The following is a 19,563-nucleotide window of genomic DNA, read 5'->3' as shown; positions in this document are numbered from 1 at the left end:
GCTCAAACGTCCTTGTTATTTATGACAATAAAGATAGGGCATTATTAAACGTACTACTGGGTCGCATATACTGTTTGACCAAGTCCATATCCGCATGATAATAACCATTGAGTTGAACTGCAGCACCTTGTGCGGCATTCAATTCACTGACAATTGCTGCTTCATTATCACTTAAAGCCTTAGCCAAAGCACTGAAGTGAGTTTGTAGCTCGCTGTCCTGAGTTTGCTTCGCTAATGCCTGTGCCCAGTATAAGGTGAGATAAAAATGGCTACCACGATTATCTAACTCGCCCACTTTGCGAGAAGGCGATTTATTGTTTTGCAGAAATTCAGTAGTGGCCTGATCCAATGTATCAGCTAGGACTTGAGCCTTGCTATTGTCATAAGTATTGGCGACATGTTCAAGTGACACTGTTAGCGCTAAAAACTCACCCAAAGAATCCCAACGTAAATGATTTTCTGCCAAAAACTGTTGTACGTGTTTAGGAGCTGAACCACCCGCACCGGTTTCAAATAAACCACCACCATTCATGAGTGGCACTATCGAAAGCATTTTGGCACTGGTACCCAGTTCAAGAATTGGGAATAAATCGGTGAGGTAATCACGTAGTACATTGCCCGTGACTGAAATAGTATCCTTGCCTGCTTTGATGTGTGCCAAAGAGAAGTCGATAGCATCTTCGGGTGACATGATTTTAATATCTGTATCGGATAAATCATAATCAGCCAGATAAGTTTCTACTTTTGTGATTAATTGAGCATCGTGTGCCCGTTGGCTGTCGAGCCAAAAAATAGTGGGCATTTTGGTGGCTTTGGCACGATTGACTGCGAGCTTAACCCAATCTTGAATCGGTGCATCTTTAACCTGACACATTCTCCAGATGTCACCCTCAGCAACTTTTTGTGCTAATAAAACATCGCCATTATTATCAACAACCTTAACGGTGCCATCTTCAGGAATTTCAAAGGTTTTATCGTGAGAACCATATTCCTCCGCTTTTTGTGCCATCAGGCCAATGTTTTGTACAGAGCCCATGGTGGTGGGATCAAATGCACCCTGTTGCTTACAAAATTCAATGGTTTGTTGATAAATACCTGCATAGCAACGATCAGGAATAATTGCCTTGGTATCGTGTAACTGACCGTCTTTGCCCCACATTTTTCCAGAGCTACGAATGCTAGCGGGCATAGAGGCATCAATGATCACATCACTGGGTACGTGTAAATTGGTAATACCTGCATCTGAATCGACCATGGCTAACTCAGGGCGTGCATCATAACAGGCTTGAATATCAGCTTTGATTTCAGCTTGTTTGTCTGTGGGCAAGCTTTCAATCTTGTTGTATAAATCCCCCAGGCCATTATTAGCATTGATGCCCAGTTCAGTAAAGGTATCAGCGTGTTTAGTAAAAAGACTTTGAAAGTAAACGGATACCACATGACCAAAAATAATGGGATCAGATACCTTCATCATGGTGGCCTTGAGGTGTATTGAAAGCAAGACTCCATTGGCCTTGGCATCATCCATTTGCTCGGCTAAAAAGCTGCGTAAGGCATTTTTGCTCAACACTGAGGTGTCAATGACTTCACCTTTGAGCAGGGGAGCTTTGTCTTTTAAAAGCGTGGTCTGTCCGCTATTGCTATGTAGCTCTATTTTAAACTCACAATCCTTATCTAAGGTTAGTGAGTTTTCACTGCCATAAAAATCATTTTCACTCATGCTGGCCACATGGGTTTTAGAATCAGCCTGCCAGGCACCCATGGAGTGAGGATTGCTTTTGGCGTATTGCTTGACCGCACCGGGAGCGCGGCGATCAGAGTTGCCTTCCCGTAATACGGGATTAACGGCACTGCCCTTAACGCTGTCATAACGTGTTTTTATTTCTTTATCGGCATCGTTAGAAGGTGCTTCAGGATAGTCCGGCAAGGCAAAGCCCTGAGATTGTAGTTCTTCAATGGTGGCTTTTAGCTGTGGAATTGAAGCACTGATATTGGGTAATTTAATGATATTGGTATCGGCAAGTTTTACCAATTGCCCCAGTTCTGCTAAGGCATCGACGACTTGTTGATCGGTATTAAGTTTATCTGGAAAACAGGCCAGAATACGTGCTGCAAGGGAAATATCTTTGCTTTCTATTTCAATACCCGCCGCCGCCGTAAAAGCTTCGATAATGGGTAAGAATGACCGGGTTGCCAATGCAGGCGCTTCATCCGTGAGAGTGTATAAAAATTTAGGTTTAGATGAACTGGATACCATGAGGTCAAACTCCTGCTTGGGTTATATCTTTGAATTGTTTAACCTAAAAAAATCAGTTGAACCTACTGCGACCGCCTTATGCACTGAATCTTAAGGATTTTCCAGAACATTTTGACTTCACCCGTAGGATGACTACGAATAAAGCCAAAATAACCTGTAAAACCCTTAATCTTCAGCACCTAAGTCGCTCTCGCTACGATTCAACTGATTATTTTAGGTTTAAATCTAGGTTAAAAATGGTGTAACTAATGGTGGTTTTTGTTTTTAGTCAAAAAATAGGCTGATATGATACGAAAATATAGGGAAAAATGGAATATAAGCTTGAGCTTTATGAGCTATTTGAAGGTTTTATATGCGCTTTATCATGTTTGAGTGCTCAAAAAAAATAGAGAGTGGCGTCCCCTAGGGGACTCGAACCCCTGTTACCGCCGTGAAAGGGCGGTGTCCTAGGCCACTAGACGAAGGGGACATATATTTTGAAAAAGCTTATTTAAAGTTTAAAATAAGTTATCAAAGGTCTCTTCGCTGTGAAAACAGCTAGTTTTGGTGCTTGTAAATTTTAGCGCTTGTAAAAAGTACTTGTAGAAAAAGTTGTTTGGTGGAGCTAAGGAGGATCGAACTCCTGACCTCTTCGCTGCCAGCGAAGCGCTCTCCCAGCTGAGCTATAGCCCCGAACAACAAGCGAGTATGATACTGGGATGTGAGCCTTTTGTCTAGAAAAAAATGCAGATTTCTTGCTCAGTGCTATTACCGAGGAGCAATAATAATGACTAAAACGCAGAAAATAACCACACCAATAAAATAATAGATAAAATTTCTTGGGGTTTTTTTCTGCCAGTCTTTACCATGGAAGTGGGTTGGGGCATTACAGATCGGACAACTGCCTGCATCAGCTTCTATTTCATTGCCGCAATGGCTACAAAAATGTTGTTCGTCCTGTGTTGGCTTGGGGGCTTCTGTCTTCATGGCCTAGTCGATATCCAAGCCTTCACGGTGGATACGGTTGACTTCTTTAAGTAGGTGCAACATGGGCAGAAGCTGGGTGTAATTGTTTTCTTTAACAATGGTCATATAAGGTAGGTCTTCGTCTTTAAACTCATAAGTACCATCAACAAAGGACTGGTATAAGGCTTCAACGACGACTTCTAAAGGCTCAACTAATAAACCAGCACGACCCATTTCGTCAGGGGCGTATTCACAGGCTTCACGGAAGTCGAAGACATCTTCTCTGAGTTCTTTCACCATGCTGATGAATTCTTCAGGGGTTTTAATTTTACGCAGCATTGAACCACGGGCATTACCGAATGACATAATAGGACTCTTTATACTTAAATTTTACTTAAAATAGTAACTGTTCAGTATAACTCGTACCAGGTTGAAGCGCTTGCCTTTACAGGGACGCTCAAGCACATCCATGTGACGCTTTATGAAAATATCCCTATTTTCAAAACCCTGTAAAGACAAGCGCTTCAACCTGATACTCTATTGATACTTTTCAATAAGCTGAATAGTTACAAAAAAATTCTGTTTTTTCTACTTTTTTTCTAAAACCAATTGTAAATATGGAGATAATCAGCTGTAAAATCAAGTCTCAAGCTCGATTTTTAAGTGCGATAGCTCTCGTTCCAGTTGCTGGCAGTCTAAATCTGTAAATTGGGTGTGATTAAAGGTGGTAAAACCACCGCTCACCTCATACCAGGCAAAGCCACTACTCCAACTGGCATCAGGATAAGTACCTTGTAGCTGACGAGGCAGACAATAAATAATGCCCGGCTGATAAATAAGATTATAACTGATTTGTTGCTGATGCAGGCTATCAATAAACCGCCAGGCCTCATGCATATCATCAAAGACCCGACAGGTGATGGGATAGTCTTTCTCTCCGCCATTGTGAGTCCAGACCGAATCGGTGACCGGTAAGGGGTGATCTTTAATGAAGAGGTGAAAATGTAGGTGATTGATGGATGAAAATGCGCCATAGGAATTATAGGCCATACCTATGCCGGGCAAGGTCTCACCGAGCTGTGCTGTTATTTGCCAGATATATTCATGGTAGTTTGGCGTTAAATACTGTGCCAGTGCACTCTCTTTTTCTGGTACGAGGAGCGAATGAAAGCGGGCAAAAGGAAATTTATTATAAAAAATATCTAAATGTTTGCCATTCATGATGCCATTCCAATAACTTTCTTTTTGTAAAAAAGGTTTATTAAAATGAAAGCCATCGGGGTCGAATTCCAGATGGATGCCATCAATGATATTTTTGCTGATCCGAGCGGGTCTGAGTGAACGTATGTGGTTAAATTGCAGTTCCCATTGCTCAGTGTGGCGAAACTCAGTTTGACTCACCTTGTCAAAACCCATGGCCATAAGCTTTAAAAAGACCAAAATATCATCTTCGGGTTCTGTGAGTAATTGCCCATCTTGGATTAAAAAACGGTATTTTTTAGTCAGTTCATGGTATTTGTGCAATAGGGCTTCATGGGTATAATCATGCACATGCTGATCAAAACTGGCATTGGCTAATACTAGGATAAAAATCCCCAGACCATCATGATCCAGCAAGTTGACCAAACCTTGTTCAAAAGCATGGCGAAATTGTTCTTTTGAGGCAAATAATTCGTTATTCATAAGCTGCTTTTAGTTAAACTATCAATGCTAATTAAGTCTCATTATCCACCAAAAGCATGACTAAATTCCATAAATTTAGCGTAAATGAGTAATAATGTGACAAAACTACGTAGTTTCCGCGATTGTTTCGTGATATATATCAATTATACTGAATTTAACTTGAAACAGTTGGCATGTATTTTAAAACCAGCCAATCCTTCAATTCAGTATAAAATAAATTTAATGATTAAATAAGGAATATTAAATATGAACACAAGTAAAGCATTATCAGGCGCGGCTATTGCCGCTGCAGCAGCTGCTCTTATGGCAACCGGTTTCACTGCATCTGCTGTTGCAGCACCAGCCGAAGGCATGGTGAAATGTAGTGGTATCAATTCTTGTAAAGGGAGTGCGGCTTGTGCTACAGCGACCAATTCTTGTAAGGGTCAGAACAGCTGTAAAGGTCAGGGCTGGGTAGAAGCCAGTCCTAAAGATTGTTCTGATAAAGGTGGTAAAGTTGCAGGTTAATCTCTGAACTTTATACCTTGTTATATCACATTCCCATGCGTGTGCACGGGAATGTGTTATCCTAAACTTTAGGATTAAACGAGTAAGAAACTGCGTTATGGATACAAGCAAAAAATACCCGGGGCTGGGTTTTGGCCTTGGCTTAAGAAAAGAACACTATCAAACTATTATCGATTCGAATACAAATAAAGAATCATCCCCCCTCAATATCGACTGGTTCGAAGTCCTTACCGAAAATTATTTAATACCCGGTGGTAAACCACTTTATTTTTTGCAGCAAATTGCTGAACAGTATCCCATGGTGATGCATGGTGTCTCAATGAATATTGGTAATACGGAACCATTGGATAAACACTATTTGGGGCAAATAAAAGCCTTAAAAGAACAGCTTAATGCCCACTGGTTGTCGGATCATTTATGTTGGACAGGCACCAATGGGAGCAATGCTCATGATCTCCTGCCGCTGCCCTATACTGAAGAAAGCATCAAACACGTTGCTGAACGCATCTCTCAGGTGCAGGACTTTCTCGGTTGTCGTATGTTGATTGAAAATGTTTCCAGTTATGTGAGTTACAAACAATCAGAGATGACAGAGTGGGAATTCTTAACGGAACTGGCTGAGCGGGCAGATTGCTTATTATTGTTGGATATCAACAATATCTACGTTTCATCGGTAAACCATGAATTTAATCCACTGGATTATTTATTGTCAATTCCTCAACACCGAGTACAACAATTCCATTTGGCCGGCCATAGTGATTATGGTGACTATGTGATTGATACCCATGATATGCCCGTTTGTGATCCAGTATGGGAATTGTATGCCAAAGCGGTCGAACGTTTTGGCGAGACGACATTTATGATTGAGCGGGATGATAATATTCCCGAGTTGGATGAATTATTGCAGGAATTGAAGCTGGCAAGAGCAATATCAGCTCAGGTTTTGCAGCAGGGTCACTCTGCTGACTTAGTTAAAAATTTACAAGCAAAAATTCCGACAGTAAAGGTGTCGGATTATCCGTCTCAGTCTGAAAATGCTAGGTTAGCAAACGAACAAAGACTTAGCCTATGAATGAGATTACAGTTAAAGAGACTCTTTCCGTCAACTCCTCACCTCTGCGTACTTTGCAACAGCAAATGCTGAGTTGGTTACAAGAAGCTGATCCATTGATCAAACAATCGGTAACGGGCACTGTAAAAGTGCCGGTAGAAACACGCTTGGCTATTTATGCCAATGCTTACCGTTTTCGATTGGTCGAAGCCTTAGAAGAAAATTTCCCTGCCTTGAATACTTTGTTGGGAGATGAAGCTTTTTTTCAGCTAGGCACGGCTTATCTTGAGGCCAATCCATCCAGACATTACTCTTTACGTTATTTTGGTCATCAGATGAGTGATTTTTTAACATACAGTCCTGACTATCAGGCACAAACCATTTTGTCAGAAATGGCTGAATTTGAATGGTTATTGAGAGATGTGTTTGATGCCGCTGATAGTAAGTTAATGACTTTGGATGATTTACAGCAATTTGAACCGCAATTATGGCCACAAATAAAGTTTATCTTTCATCCAAGCCTTAAACGAATTGATCTGACTCATAATGTGCCGCAATTATGGCAAGTGATTGATAAAGAAGAGCCAAAAATCGACATTGAAAAAAATGATTATCCGATTGCTTGGTGTCTTTGGCGCAACAAGGATTTACTCAGCTTATATCGTTCTATGGATGTTGATGAAGCCTGGGCAATGGATGCGATGATGTCAGGGGCAGACTTTTCAGCTGTTTGTAGTGGTATTTGTGAATGGGTCGATGAGCAAAATGCCGCACTTCGGGCGGTAGGCTTTATGCAAAATTGGATCAATGACGGTTTTATTAAAGAAATTGCCCTATGATTAAGTCTTAGTAATCAAATGACTTACTTTTTGATTGAAGCAGCGAAGTCCAATAAGCGTTGCGTTGATTCAAAGGCTTTTAGGCGCACCTCTTCAGCAACAGTGACTTCATTACTGCCTTGCTCTAACACCTCTAAAATTCCCTGTAGCGTATTCATCGCCATCCATGAACAATGGGCGCACATGGTACAGGTCGCTCCCGCACCACCGGTAGGGGCTTCAATGAGTATTTTGTCCGGTGCAGATTGTTGCATTTTATAAAAAATACGGTTATCTGTGGCAACAATAAATGTTTTTTCGGGCATGTTTTGTACCGCACTAATTAGCTGAGTAGTCGAACCGACGACATCGGCCATCTCAACGACAGTATAAGGCGATTCAGGATGCACCAGCACTTTGGCATCGGGATGCTTTTCTTTTAGTGTTAAGAGAGCGTCAGCACGAAACTCATCATGAACAATACAAGAGGCTTGCCAAAGCAACATATCGGCATTGGTAATACTTTGAATATATTTGCCTAAGTGACGATCGGGCGCCCAAAGAATTTTTTTACCTTCACTGGCTAGATGTTCGATCACTTTAGTGGCAATACCGGAAGTGACAACCCAGTCAGCACGCGCTTTAACTTTAGCGCTGGTATTGGCGTAAACCACGACGGTATGATCCGGGTGGGCATCACAAAAGGGAATGAAATCTTCTGCCGCACAGCCGAGATCCAATGAACAAGTGGCCTCTAGATTGGGCATATAAACGCTTTTTTCCGGGGACAGAATTTTTGCTGTTTCACCCATAAAGCGAACCCCGGCAACAATGATTTTGTTGGCTGGACTGGCCTTGCCAAAGCGTGCCATTTCCAGTGAATCAGACACACAGCCACCGGTTTCATCGGCTAATTGTTGTAATATCGGGTCGGTGTAATAATGTGCGACTAATACCGCATTTTGCTCAATCAGTAAGTGTTTAATGCGGGCGATGAGTTGATCTTGTTGAGCACTGCTGATAGTTGGTTTGCTGCGCTCAATTTCATCGGTGCTTGGAACGCTCTCGCTCCAATTAATTGTGACTTGTTTACTCATATTTTTACTAAGAGCGCTTTATGTTGATGGTCAATGGAAATAATTATTATCTATTGAATTTATAATTGAGTCCAGATGAGAATGGACTCAATTGGGATAGTTGATAGCTTGTCCCTTGAGCAAAATAGGTGCTTATTAAAGTGTAATATTTGCCTTAATAGGTAGTACCAAGCTTGGTCATTAATACAAAGTGGCGTAAAAAGGGTCTGCTTAGTAAAGGATTGCGGATCATTTGACGATAATCACCCTGAGCAAACTGTAAGGAACGTGTGGCCACAGCAGGGCCTAATTTGGTCAGACCGAAGCCCTTGGAAATCCATTTTTCCCAATTTTTTTTGTCAGCACGCAAATCCCAATCAATTTTTTCATCACTATACAAAGCTGCATTGACGATTTTTCCATTAACAATATCCAGTAGGCACTTGGGGTGTTCATCACCAATAAAACCATAGGATATTTTGGAAGAGAAACCAGCCTTATTTAAGGGATCAACAATCAAAGGATCATTATTCCATTCATCTCCCAATGAACTTATCCAAGATTCAGAAAATAACTCATTCATTAAATTGTTTCGCCTGTACTATGTGTTTATATTATGTGTTTATATTATGTGTTTATATTATGGTTTTTTTATTATGAATTCAACCACTTAGAATACCGCTTTTTAGTGTTTTTCTCAAGTATTTTAACAACTTAATTTCTTCTGCTTAATTTTGTAATACCCTGACGCTGGCATTTATTAGCCGCCAGTTGACAGGCATATTGTAGACTGCTTTTTAAAGATGTTTTTTTAAGTTGTTGGTCGATCATTGCTGCGTTAAACACATCTCCGGCTGCGAGTGTATCAATGGCCTTGATGACTACGGCTTTTTGCCAAACATATTGCTCTTGCAACGAAGCACCTGCACCGTCTTTCCCCCAAGCACAGCTAATGATTTTTTCCGGGTATTGCTTGCCAATGCTCTGGCATAAGTCATGTGCAGAGGTGTAGTTCAATGAGTGAGCATAGCTTTGAGAAAAGAAGATAATATCAGCAAAGGAAAATAATGAACAGATGGCTTCGCATGGTTTTTCAATTTCTACTGACAGTGGGATGTCAGGGTATTGTTGTTTACACCATTGCATCATTTGCATTGTCTGCTTGATATTTCTGCCTTCAAAATGAAACCAGTCAAATGCCTGTAAATTAATTTTTTTAAAGGCATTAAATGTGAGCTCAGCTAAGTCTCGATAATGGCAAATGGTTCTTGAGCCAGTCTCCTGACTAAGAGTGATATAGGAGGTAGGAATTTTACCCTGAGCCTGAAAATCACAATAGTCATAATTAATATTAAATGCTTGTAGCTCTGACAGAATGATATGTTGATCACTGTCATTGGCTAAAGTGCCCGCCCAATGACATTGATGACCTAGTTGACTTAGAACCACGGCGGTATTAGTGGCATTGCCGCCTCGGCGCTTCTCATGTGCAATAATCCGAATTTCATCGTCTTCAGCAGGATAGTTTTCCACGGTATTGATGATATCCAAAGTGGCGATGCCAGTGCATAAAATATTAGCCATAATCGATGAATCCTTGAATTATTGTTGTTGAGCAAGTGCCCAGATAACATGTTCTTTTACTAACTCAGAAGGGTGTCCCAGTTGTTTATTTAAGGCATCAATAATGGCTGTCTTCTGTGCAGTTTCAGTGGTGTTTGGTTTAGCAAGGCAATTACCCAGTGCAACGGCAATATTTCTTAGCCATGATTCATGGCCAATTCGGCGAATGGCAGTACCCTCGGTCTGTTTTAAAAATTCACTTTCTGACCAGAGAAACAAATCAATTAATTGTGGACTGGCCAGATCACCACGGGCAAAATAATCGCTTTCAACGGTTTGTTGAGAAAAACGATTCCAGGGGCAAAAGAGCTGGCAATCATCACAGCCATAAATGCGATTTCCCATCAATGGTCGTAATTCCACGGGAATTGCCTGATGGGACTCAATGGTCAAATAGGAAATGCAACGCCGTGAATCCACCACATAAGGTTCAACAATAGCCTGAGTGGGACAGACATCAATACACTTGGTACAATTGCCACAGTGATTGACTGCGGGGGTATCAATGGGCAGAGGTAAGTTGGTAAAAATTTCCCCCAGAAAAAACCACGAGCCGGTTTTTTCCTGAAGTACATTGGAATGCTTACCAATCCAGCCAATCCCTGCTTTTTCTGCGAGGGGTTTTTCCAATACGGGGGCGCTATCGGTAAATACTCGGTAGCCAAAGGCACCAATTTCCTGTTCCAGTTTTTTTGCCAGTGTTTGCAGGCGTTTTCTTACCACTTTGTGATAGTCTCTGCCCAAGCTATAACGGGCAATATAGCCTTGCTCCGCTTTCTCTAGTAAGCCAATGGCAAGTTCCGGATCTTCGGGGAAATAATCCATGCGCACAGAAATAATACTCAAAGTGCCTTGCTCTAGTTCAGCAGGGCGAGTGCGTTTCGTGCCATGGCGTGACATGTATTCCATCGAGCCGTGCATTTGTTGCTCTAACCAGACATTAAAGCGTTGTTCAGCAATGGTTAAGTCGGTATCGGTTATACCTATAGCCTGAAAACCGAGTTCCAGTCCCCATTGTTTGATCTTTTTGACCAGCGCAATGAGATTCTCTGGCGCACAAAGTTCTTCTTGGGATACTTGTTTATGGGTATTATTTTTTTGCGTCATTCAATACAATAGGCTCTTAATTAATCAGCAATTGGTTGTTCAAGTGCAAATTATAGATGAAAAGGCCATGATAGGGCTAGGCTCACAATTGGCAAAGGCTATTATACCGGGTGTTATTCTTTATCTTGATGGTGATTTAGGCGCGGGTAAAACAACCCTAGTCAGAGGTTTTTTACGTGCATTAGGCCATGAAGGCGCAGTAAAAAGTCCCACATTTACCGTGGTTGAGCCTTATATGCTTGAAAATGACATACTTGAAAATAATTTGATTTATAATTACAATGAGTTAGAAGGCGAAGCTAAAGTAGAACATACTAATGTTTTCCAAAGTAGTATTTCCAAAAATAGTATTTCTCAAAATAGCATTTTTCAAAATAATATCGCCCAAAAAATTTATCATTTTGATCTCTATCGTTTAAATGATCCGGAAGAGCTGGAATATCTTGGGATCAGAGATTACTTGGATGGTCAGGCAATTGCCTTGATCGAATGGCCGGAAAAAGGCTATGGCGTATTACCTCGCGCTGATATAACGATCAAAATTACTCATCTGAGTCAGGGACGGAAAGTTGAATTGCTATCGCAGTCGGACATAGGCGCGGCAATTGTTGCTAAATTAATATCAAATGACTCTCCTGTTGAAGAGTGATTTTGATGATGTCTTGATGAAGAGAATCATGCCCTTATGACACAACGTTTTTTGCTCCTTTTTTCTAGTGTATTGATAGCCATGTTATTGCTTAGCGAGGTAGCATTGGCGTCGGTGGCAAAAATCAAAGGTGTGCGCATGTGGGCATCACCTGATTCGACCCGTTTGGTTATTGACTTGTCTTCTGCTGTTGGTCATCGTCTTACCCGCCTTTCTAGTCCTGAGCGAGTGGTTATTGATGTGAATCAGGCCAGACTCATAACGTCCATTAGCAATCTAAATTATAAAAAAGGTGTTATTTCTGGTATTCGTAGTGCGAATAAAAAGAATGGTAAAGTACGCCTTGTTCTGGATCTGAAACACAAGGTTCATCCCAAAAGCTTTTTGCTCAAACCTAATAAAAAATACGGCTATCGCCTGGTGATTGATCTGGAAAAGGTGAATACTCATTCCCGTTCCAAAACCGCCAAAATCATCAAAAGTGTTAATTCTTCAAAAAAACGTGATCTCATTGTTGCGATTGATGCTGGGCATGGTGGCGAAGATCCGGGGGCTAGAGGCCCACGGGGCACACGGGAAAAAGATGTTGTACTTGCTATTGCACACAAACTGCAAAAGATGGTGAATAAAAAAAGTGGCATGAGAGCGGTGATGATCCGCACTGGCGATTACTATATCAGCTTACGTGGTCGAACCAAGAAAGCCCGCAAACTGAATGCTGATATTTTCATTTCAATCCATGCCGATGCGTTTAAAAACCCCAAAGCACGGGGGGCATCGGTGTTTATTCTGTCTTCTAGGGGCGCGACCAGTGAGGCGGCAAAATGGTTGGCGAAAAAAGAAAATGAGGCAGATTTAGTCGGTGGTGTGAGTCTGGATGATAAGGATGATATGCTGGCGAAAATGTTATTGGATCTTTCTCAAACAGCGACCATTGAAGCCAGCAATAGTGCTGCTTCCAGAGTGCTGTCACGCCTAACACGCATTGGTGATACCCATAAAAGCAAGGTAGAACGGGCAGGCTTTGCCGTTCTAAAATCGCCGGATATTCCTTCGTTATTAGTAGAGACAGGCTTTATTTCTAATCCTAAAGAAGAGGGGCTATTGCGTAGCTCCATCTATCAAAAGAAATTAGCAAATGCCATTTTAAGTGGGGTTGATGGTTATTTTAGACAATATCCTATTCCCGGTACGATCTATGCCAAAGAGTCGGTGATTAAGCAGCTTAATCGAGATGTTTTGAAATCGGCATTACGCACTATTAAGCAACATAAAGTGGTGCGTGGTGATACTTTGTCTGGCATATCAAAACACTATCAGGTGAGCGTCTCAGCGATTAAACGCGCCAATAAGATGAAAAGTAACACCTTATATCTGGGTAAAATTTTGAGCATCCCACGTTCCTGATACGGGTATAGAACGGTTACATAATTAAAGGAGGCAGTCCTTCCTTTTTAAGTTCATGGTTGTATTTATTGAAAGCACCTTTATCTAAAAATAGTACTCTTCAATGCCTTGTTGTTCAATGAAATATTGAGCCCACTTCAATTTTGTGCCACCCCAGTCATAGACGTAGAGGGGGACGCTTTTGTCAGCCACTTTACTTAGAAATTTTCTTAATTTTTTGGTTTTTTCTAAGGGAATGTATTTTTCATTTCTAACCCCTACAAAGGCAGACATACCATGGTGGCTAGATTTATCACGAATATCCAGAATTCTGAAATCTTCTTCGTTTTCAACATTATTTGATATCTTTTTTTCAAACTCACTGAGGGGGATCATGTGCGCTTTTAACTTTTCATTGGTGAGAGGTTGATTGCTTGCACTGATCTTTTTATTGAAAAGTAAGGTTTTATTAGGCTGTACTGTAGAAAAATTGAAGATACCGCCATCATAAACATAAGTGTTTGGAACCCCAATTTCTTTAGCTAATGTGCCAGCTCGATAAGACAGGTTGCATAGTTGGCCATTACAGTAGAAGATAATATCTCTATTATCAGATTCCGATAGATTTTTTAATTTGACAATAAAATCTTGTTTCTTATCAATATCAATATTAATAGCGCCTTGAATTTTTAAAACTTCAAATTCTGCATTGGTTCGGGCATCAACAATAATCGCATCACCTTGTTCGATTCTTAGTGCTAATTCAGAAGCATTAATACAATCTACAGTGAGATAAACATCTCTTAACGGTAAATCAATGTCTTTTTCACAGCGTGCAAAGGCACTACTGCTCATTAATAGCGTGAATAAAATGACGACACCACATACAAGTTTAGGCATTACATAATCCTGTTTTATTTCTAATTATTATGAGCCTACAATTATAGCTGATGTGAGTCATTTTACTTACTTATTTTGTTATTCAGATTGATTTAAATCACTCGTAAAATAAAGTGTTTGCTAACGGACGTTAGCTCTTTTGCTAAATACGCAGACTTAAAGGTCATTTTATTAAACCTTCTAGTATGACTCTCTGTGATAGGGGAGGTTATTAAAGACTGTTCCTTAACATAATAAATTGCTAAAATACTTCTTTTTAAAGGTTAATGTGGCGATGAAGTAAAACGTCTGAAAAAAGAATTGGCAAAAGTGATTCAGGAGCGTGATTTATTAAAAAGGCCACAGCGTACTTTGCAAGGGAAACTTTGTGAAGTACGCATGGATAACTGATCAGGCTAAAGATTACCCGGTAACGATTCTGTGCCGTTTTATGGATGTTTCCGTAGTTGCTATTATGATTGGGTTAGCTCTCCTAAAACGGATAGAGAGAGAAAGAAAATGAAGCGCTTACTGAGCAGCTAAAAAACTGTTTGAAGACAGTCGCAAGACTTATGGAACCCGTCGTCTTAAAAAGAAAACTGGCTGAAAAAGGCGTTCATATAAGCCGCCGGAGAATTGGTCGATTAATGAAAAAAGCCGGTTTGTTTTGTAAAACGAAGAGACGCTTTAAAGCGACGACTAATTCCAAGCATAATAAGCGTATATCTCCAAATTTACTGGAAAGAGAGTTTACTGTCTCTCAACCTGATCGCTACTATGTGGGTGATATTACCTATATTGCCACCAAGGAAGGCTGGTTATATTTAGCGGTTGTCATTGACTTATTCTCTAGGCAAATTGTTGGCTGGTCGATGGATGAGCGAATGAAAGCCAAGCTAGTCAATGATGCTTTACTGATGGCCATATGGAAGCGTAAACCAATGGATGGATTGCTTTGGCATACTGACCGAGGTAGCCAATATGCCTCTGATAGTCATAGAAAAATATTGTCGGATCATAACATAATTCAGTCTATGAGCCGCAAAGGAAATTGCTGGGACAATGCTGTATCAGAGAGCTTCTTTCATAGTTTGAAAACTGAATTGACGCACCATTGTCGATTCAAAACCAGAGTAGAAGCAAAGCAGGCAATATTTGAATATATTGAGGTATTTTATAATCGGGAGCGACTTCATTCGGCTAATGATTATTTGTCACCAGTCGATTATGAAATACAGCAGGAAATAGCTTAAATCGATTGATTGAAGAGGGGTAAAAGGCGACATAAATGCCGCCCATTACCGTTGACGGCCATCGGCTCCTCAGCCTGTGCCGTGAAGATATTGTAACAGGATCATTACCGTTGTGAAAATACCTTGGGTGAATGGAACGGCTCTATCGTTCCAGAGGGCAAAGCCCTTTCTCTTCATCTGTTTAAAGTTAACATGAGAAACTAAAATGATAGGAAATACAAAATACACATCAGATCATTTATAATTATGCTCAAGCTAAGCAACCTTTTTCTACGTCGTGGTGTGCAGTTATTGCTCCAGGATGTCAACATTACCATCCATCCGGGGCAAAAAGTAGGTGTTACCGGTAGTAATGGCTGTGGTAAATCCAGTCTTTTTGAGCTGATAAATGCGCAAATTCACGCTGACGAAGGGGATTTTTTTATACCCCAAAGTTGGGTCATTGCCCATGTTGCTCAGGAATCCCCCTCATCAGAAAAATCGGCCATTGAATATGTCATTGATGGTGATAGTGAACTACGCCGTATCGAACAGGCGATAGAGACTGCAAACGAAAGTGGTCATGGCGAACTCTTGGGTAAACTCTATGCACAATTAGAAGAAGTGGATGGTTATACGGCCAATAGTCGGGCATCACAACTCTTATCGGGGCTAGGCTTTAAGCAGGAACAGGTAAACAATTCTGTCAATAGCTTTTCCGGTGGATGGCGTATGCGCTTGAATCTTGCGCAAGCATTGATGTGTCGTTCGGATTTGTTACTCTTAGATGAGCCTACCAATCACTTGGATCTTGATGCCGTACTATGGCTGGAAGAATGGCTAAAAAAATACCCAGGTACTCTATTACTCATCTCACATGATAGAGACTTCCTTGATAGTGTGATGACTCATATCGCCCATATTGAACATCAAAAAATGACCATTTATAGCGGTAATTATTCTCAGTTTGAACGGGTTAGAGCAGAGCAGCTAGCACAACAACAGGTGATGTTTGAGCGTCAGCAAGAAGAAATAAAACATATTCAGAGTTTTATTAATCGTTTTAAGGCCAAGGCGACTAAGGCCAAACAAGCGCAGTCTCGAGTCAAAACATTGGAAAAAATGGAACTGATTGCTCAGGCGCATGTGGATTCACCCTTTCATTTTGAATTTCATGCCCCGGACAAAGTCCCCAATCCTCTGGTATCCTTAGATGATATCAAAATCGGCTATGGTGAAACTACTATTTTGGATCATGTACACATTAATTTTCAGCCCGGTTCAAGAATTGGCTTGCTGGGTCATAATGGTGCGGGTAAATCAACGCTGATTAAACTACTGGCTGGTGAATTAGAGGTTCAATCGGGTCGAGTAGAGCGCTCCAGTGAATTGCGTATAGGCTATTTTGCCCAACATCAACTGGAACAACTGCATCCTGATGATACGCCCATGGAACACTTTCAACGGCTGGACAAGAGAGCAACGGAACAATCCTTGCGCAATCACTTAGGTGGTTTTGGTTTTAGTGGTGATAAAGTCGAGTCTAAAATAGCGCCTTTTTCCGGTGGTGAAAAAGCCCGTTTGGTGTTTGCGACCTTGGTTTATCAAAAACCTAATTTATTATTACTCGATGAGCCAACCAACCATCTTGATTTAGATATGCGTCATGCAATCAGTCTGGCCTTGCAGGAATTTGAAGGGGCAATGGTCATTGTTTCACATGATCGACACTTGCTACGTAGTGTGACTGATGAATTTTATTTAGTGGCTAATAAAAAAGTCAATGTGTTTAAAGGTGATTTGGAAGACTACCGTAACTGGGTCAGTGAGCAGAAAAAATTGGAGAGTCAAGTGGCTTCCAATTCTTTGGGACAGGATGAAAATTCCACTAATCACTCAAATAATAGCTCAAGTAAAAGTCTAATCAGCAAAAAAGAACAAAAGCGACTGGACGCAGAGAAACGTAAACAATTACAGCCATTGAGGAATAAACTCTCAAAGCTGGAAAAATCAATGGATCAATTGAGTCATGAAAAAGAGCAATTAGAAAGTTTTTTGACGGCTCCCGAAATTTATGAAGACGCCAATAAAGAAAAGCTAAAAGATTTGTTGCAACAACAGCTTAAAGTCACCCAGTCACTTGATGAAACGGAAGAACAATGGATGGAATTAAGTGAAGAATTAGAACAAGGTTCAAGCTAACACCGCTATAAAATTAAGGATAGAAATACGTGTTAAAGTCATTGGCAAAAATTATTGGGCTGTTATTGGTCGTTTTTATTATTATCTCGCTGGCTGTTATTGCTTTGGTCGATGTCAATCAATATAAAGATGAAATTGTCCAGCTAGTAGAACAAGAAAGTGGCCTAAAGCTTGAAATACAGGGTGATATGAAACTCAGCCTCTTTTCAGGCTTTAAATTTAATGCCGAGAATGTGAAGCTTTTTCTGGATAAAGAGTTAATTGCAGATGTCGAATCACTGCGCCTGGGTATGCGTTTATATTCGCTCTACAAGGGGCAACCCCATATCACTTCTGTCAAATTACGCCTAAGAACACTCAATATCTTTAGAGATAAAAATGATCAGTATAATTTTTTACCGCTGTTAAAAAATACTTCTTTGGTTCAGGTGTCAACTCAGGCAGATCAAGCGACGCCTTCAAGTGAGTTATTTGCACTTAATTCTCTGAATATCAATAATATTCAACTGTCAATTGAACGCTTCCAATATCTGGACGATCTGGAATCCATTTCTATTAAATTAAACAATGTTAAAGCGGACTTATCATTATTACCGATTATTGACCATCATGAATTAGTGATCGATGATCCTCGGGTGCTTGTGGCTTATAATTATAAGGGGCAATTAGAAATTCAAAAGGCCTTTGTTAATCACTATCAAATCAGTGATGTATTCCTGAAGTTTAATGATGAGCAGGGTAAGTTTGTCGCTGATAAAGTGGCTTTTAAACTGCTTAAAGAAGGTGTTAAACATGCATCGCCGCCATTGCTATTAGAGGCAGATGGTCATCTTTCGGTCGATATGGCTTATTCAACACCCAAAGGAGCTAATGAACCGCTTTGGTCAAAGCCGGATTTGATTAAAGTGGGGCGCTTTGATTTTAATTTGAGCCAGTTAAAAATCACTCAAGCACAATATCAACTAGAAACACAACAGTCGCAGTTAAGTTTTGAAGAAGTTTCTATTTTTAAGGCCAAGCAATATCAATTGGATAATTTAGTTTTATCTGCTTTAAATTTTAATTCGCAGCAACTCAAGCTTAAATTAGCCAAGGAAGGAGAGTATGTTTTTAAGCACTTATCGTTAAAACTAAATCATCTGCCTGTGATGCAAAAAGGTGAGCCTATTGTTAGTTTATCCAATAATTTTTTGAGGCAGTTTGCTCAACAGGGTCGCATCAATTTTGTTGCTCAAAGCTTGACGCACCAATCACAGGCTTTGAATAATATCAAACTGCTTCTGCTTGGGCAGGACAATAAAGTGAGCCTAAAGCAATTTCAATTTCATACCTTGGAGTCTCAACTTATTGGCGATGGAGAATTGTTATTGCAATCGACTAAGCAGAAAAACTTACCCGATAAATGGCAATTCAATATGCGTAGTGAACAGTTGAACTTAGCACCGTTATCAGAATTGTTTAACCTGCCAAGTAAACTAGAAGGCTTTGTTAAGCTTGACAGTCATCTGGCAGGTTCTTTTAAAGCCCAGCAATGGTCTGTCTATGATGGTCATTTGAAAGCTCAGAGCAATAATATCAAAGTTTATGGTATTGATATTAATGACTTATTAGAGAACTATCAAGATTCTCAAAGTGTGGGACTGTTGGACGTTGGCGCTATCGCCTTAATGGGACCCGCAGGTGTTATCGTGACCAAGGGACAGGACTATAGAAACTTGCTTGGGAGCTTTGAAAATAAAGGTAATAGTGTGATCACCCAATTGAATACAAATATTTCCTTGGTAAAAGGAATAGCAACTATGAATGATGTGGCTTTCTCAACGGGAAAATTTCGTTTGGCAGTGAAAGGCCAATTGGATTTAACAAACAAAGAATTTGTTGATTTTGAAGTGGCGACGATTGATAAAAAGGGTTGTCCCATTTTTCAAGAATCTGTCATGGGAAGCTTGAATGATCCCACCGTTAAAAAAGTTAATTTTCTGGTGAAAGGTGTCGTTAATCCCATTAACTCCCTAGTGTCTAAAGTAACTAAGCCATTAGCTATATCATGTGATAAACCTTTTTATATCGGAGTGGTAAAGCACTGAGTTAAAGATATAAGTTAAATAATTAAGCTAAGTAGTGCCCATCCGTCAATAGGTTTTTTTA

At 40.4% G+C, this 19,563-nt stretch carries 18 protein-coding genes and 2 tRNA genes; 9 read left to right on the top strand and 11 right to left on the bottom strand.

Annotated elements, in window-relative coordinates; all coding sequences use genetic code 11:
* Positions 1 to 19 precede the first annotated feature (19 nt).
* From JEU79_RS15780 to JEU79_RS15755, 6 genes are all read right to left on the bottom strand, one after another.
* Positions 20 to 2,257 (bottom strand): NADP-dependent isocitrate dehydrogenase, encoded by a 2,238-nt coding sequence (locus JEU79_RS15780; protein ID WP_198264881.1) that lies wholly within the window; start codon positions 2,255 to 2,257, stop codon positions 20 to 22.
* 393 nt (positions 2,258 to 2,650) lie between these two features.
* Positions 2,651 to 2,726, bottom strand: a tRNA-Glu gene (locus JEU79_RS15775).
* Positions 2,727 to 2,853: 127 nt separating this feature from the next.
* A tRNA-Ala gene (locus JEU79_RS15770) sits at positions 2,854 to 2,929 on the bottom strand.
* A 75-nt stretch (positions 2,930 to 3,004) separates the two neighbouring features.
* Positions 3,005 to 3,223, bottom strand: a complete 219-nt coding sequence (locus JEU79_RS15765) for a zinc-ribbon domain-containing protein (RefSeq protein WP_198264880.1) — start codon at positions 3,221 to 3,223, stop codon at positions 3,005 to 3,007.
* 3 nt (positions 3,224 to 3,226) lie between these two features.
* Positions 3,227 to 3,541, bottom strand: coding sequence for a hypothetical protein (locus JEU79_RS15760; RefSeq protein ID WP_214660597.1), 315 nt, complete (start codon positions 3,539 to 3,541; stop codon positions 3,227 to 3,229).
* Positions 3,542 to 3,841: 300 nt separating this feature from the next.
* Entirely contained in the window at positions 3,842 to 4,885 is a 1,044-nt protein-coding gene (locus tag JEU79_RS15755; protein ID WP_198264878.1) for an HIT domain-containing protein, read from the bottom strand.
* Positions 4,886 to 5,131: 246 nt separating this feature from the next.
* Between JEU79_RS15755 and bufA2 the strand changes: the two genes are divergently transcribed.
* From bufA2 to JEU79_RS15740, 3 genes are all read left to right on the top strand, one after another.
* On the top strand, positions 5,132 to 5,392 hold the full coding sequence (gene bufA2, locus JEU79_RS15750; RefSeq protein WP_198264877.1) for a BufA2 family periplasmic bufferin-type metallophore: 261 nt from the start codon (positions 5,132 to 5,134) through the stop codon (positions 5,390 to 5,392).
* 97 nt (positions 5,393 to 5,489) lie between these two features.
* Positions 5,490 to 6,464, top strand: a complete 975-nt coding sequence (bufB, locus tag JEU79_RS15745) for an MNIO family bufferin maturase (protein ID WP_198264876.1) — start codon at positions 5,490 to 5,492, stop codon at positions 6,462 to 6,464.
* Positions 6,461 to 7,282 carry an HvfC/BufC N-terminal domain-containing protein gene (locus JEU79_RS15740; RefSeq protein ID WP_198264875.1) on the top strand — a complete coding sequence of 274 codons (822 nt, stop codon included), beginning with the start codon at positions 6,461 to 6,463 and terminating at the stop codon, positions 7,280 to 7,282. Before bufB ends, JEU79_RS15740 begins: the two co-directional genes overlap by 4 nt.
* Positions 7,283 to 7,305: 23 nt before the next feature.
* On the opposite strand, the gene nadA is transcribed toward JEU79_RS15740, so the two are convergent.
* The 4 genes from nadA to queG all read right to left on the bottom strand — a co-directional run bounded on the left by nadA (position 7,306) and on the right by queG (position 11,067).
* Positions 7,306 to 8,358, bottom strand: a complete 1,053-nt coding sequence (nadA, locus tag JEU79_RS15735; protein ID WP_198264874.1) for a quinolinate synthase NadA — start codon at positions 8,356 to 8,358, stop codon at positions 7,306 to 7,308.
* 154 nt (positions 8,359 to 8,512) lie between these two features.
* Positions 8,513 to 8,884, bottom strand: a complete 372-nt coding sequence (locus JEU79_RS15730) for an SCP-2 sterol transfer family protein (protein ID WP_198264873.1) — start codon at positions 8,882 to 8,884, stop codon at positions 8,513 to 8,515.
* A 167-nt stretch (positions 8,885 to 9,051) separates the two neighbouring features.
* Positions 9,052 to 9,921, bottom strand: a complete 870-nt coding sequence (locus tag JEU79_RS15725) for a PfkB family carbohydrate kinase (protein ID WP_198264872.1) — start codon at positions 9,919 to 9,921, stop codon at positions 9,052 to 9,054.
* Between the two features lie 18 nt (positions 9,922 to 9,939).
* Entirely contained in the window at positions 9,940 to 11,067 is a 1,128-nt protein-coding gene (queG, locus tag JEU79_RS15720) for a tRNA epoxyqueuosine(34) reductase QueG (protein WP_198264871.1), read from the bottom strand.
* Between the two features lie 67 nt (positions 11,068 to 11,134).
* On the opposite strand from queG, the gene tsaE reads away from it, so the two are divergent.
* Both tsaE and JEU79_RS15705 read left to right on the top strand, forming a co-directional pair.
* On the top strand, positions 11,135 to 11,716 hold the full coding sequence (gene tsaE / locus JEU79_RS15710) for a tRNA (adenosine(37)-N6)-threonylcarbamoyltransferase complex ATPase subunit type 1 TsaE (protein WP_425511182.1): 582 nt from the start codon (positions 11,135 to 11,137) through the stop codon (positions 11,714 to 11,716).
* 36 nt (positions 11,717 to 11,752) lie between these two features.
* A complete protein-coding gene (locus JEU79_RS15705; protein WP_198264870.1) occupies positions 11,753 to 13,123 on the top strand; it encodes an N-acetylmuramoyl-L-alanine amidase in 1,371 nt (456 codons plus the stop codon).
* An 84-nt stretch (positions 13,124 to 13,207) separates the two neighbouring features.
* On the opposite strand, the gene JEU79_RS15700 is transcribed toward JEU79_RS15705, so the two are convergent.
* On the bottom strand, positions 13,208 to 14,002 hold the full coding sequence (locus tag JEU79_RS15700) for a rhodanese-like domain-containing protein (protein WP_198264869.1): 795 nt from the start codon (positions 14,000 to 14,002) through the stop codon (positions 13,208 to 13,210).
* Positions 14,003 to 14,369: 367 nt separating this feature from the next.
* Between JEU79_RS15700 and JEU79_RS27525 the strand changes: the two genes are divergently transcribed.
* The 4 genes from JEU79_RS27525 (at position 14,370) to JEU79_RS15685 (ending at position 19,502) form a co-directional block, all read left to right on the top strand.
* On the top strand, positions 14,370 to 14,504 hold the full coding sequence (locus JEU79_RS27525; RefSeq protein WP_281400928.1) for a hypothetical protein: 135 nt from the start codon (positions 14,370 to 14,372) through the stop codon (positions 14,502 to 14,504).
* Positions 14,505 to 14,532: 28 nt separating this feature from the next.
* A complete protein-coding gene (locus tag JEU79_RS15695) occupies positions 14,533 to 15,234 on the top strand; it encodes an IS3 family transposase (RefSeq protein WP_198264404.1) in 702 nt (233 codons plus the stop codon).
* A 246-nt stretch (positions 15,235 to 15,480) separates the two neighbouring features.
* Entirely contained in the window at positions 15,481 to 17,415 is a 1,935-nt protein-coding gene (locus JEU79_RS15690) for an ATP-binding cassette domain-containing protein (RefSeq protein WP_198264868.1), read from the top strand.
* 29 nt (positions 17,416 to 17,444) lie between these two features.
* Positions 17,445 to 19,502 carry an AsmA family protein gene (locus JEU79_RS15685; RefSeq protein WP_343074976.1) on the top strand — a complete coding sequence of 686 codons (2,058 nt, stop codon included), beginning with the start codon at positions 17,445 to 17,447 and terminating at the stop codon, positions 19,500 to 19,502.
* Positions 19,503 to 19,563: the final 61 nt, after the last annotated feature.

Origin of the sequence: sulfur-oxidizing endosymbiont of Gigantopelta aegis, from assembly GCF_016097415.1 — a bacterium.
Classification (GTDB): Bacteria; Pseudomonadota; Gammaproteobacteria; order GRL18; family GRL18; genus GRL18.
Note: the sequence above shows the minus strand (reverse complement) of the source record. Positions and strands in the feature narration are given on the sequence as shown.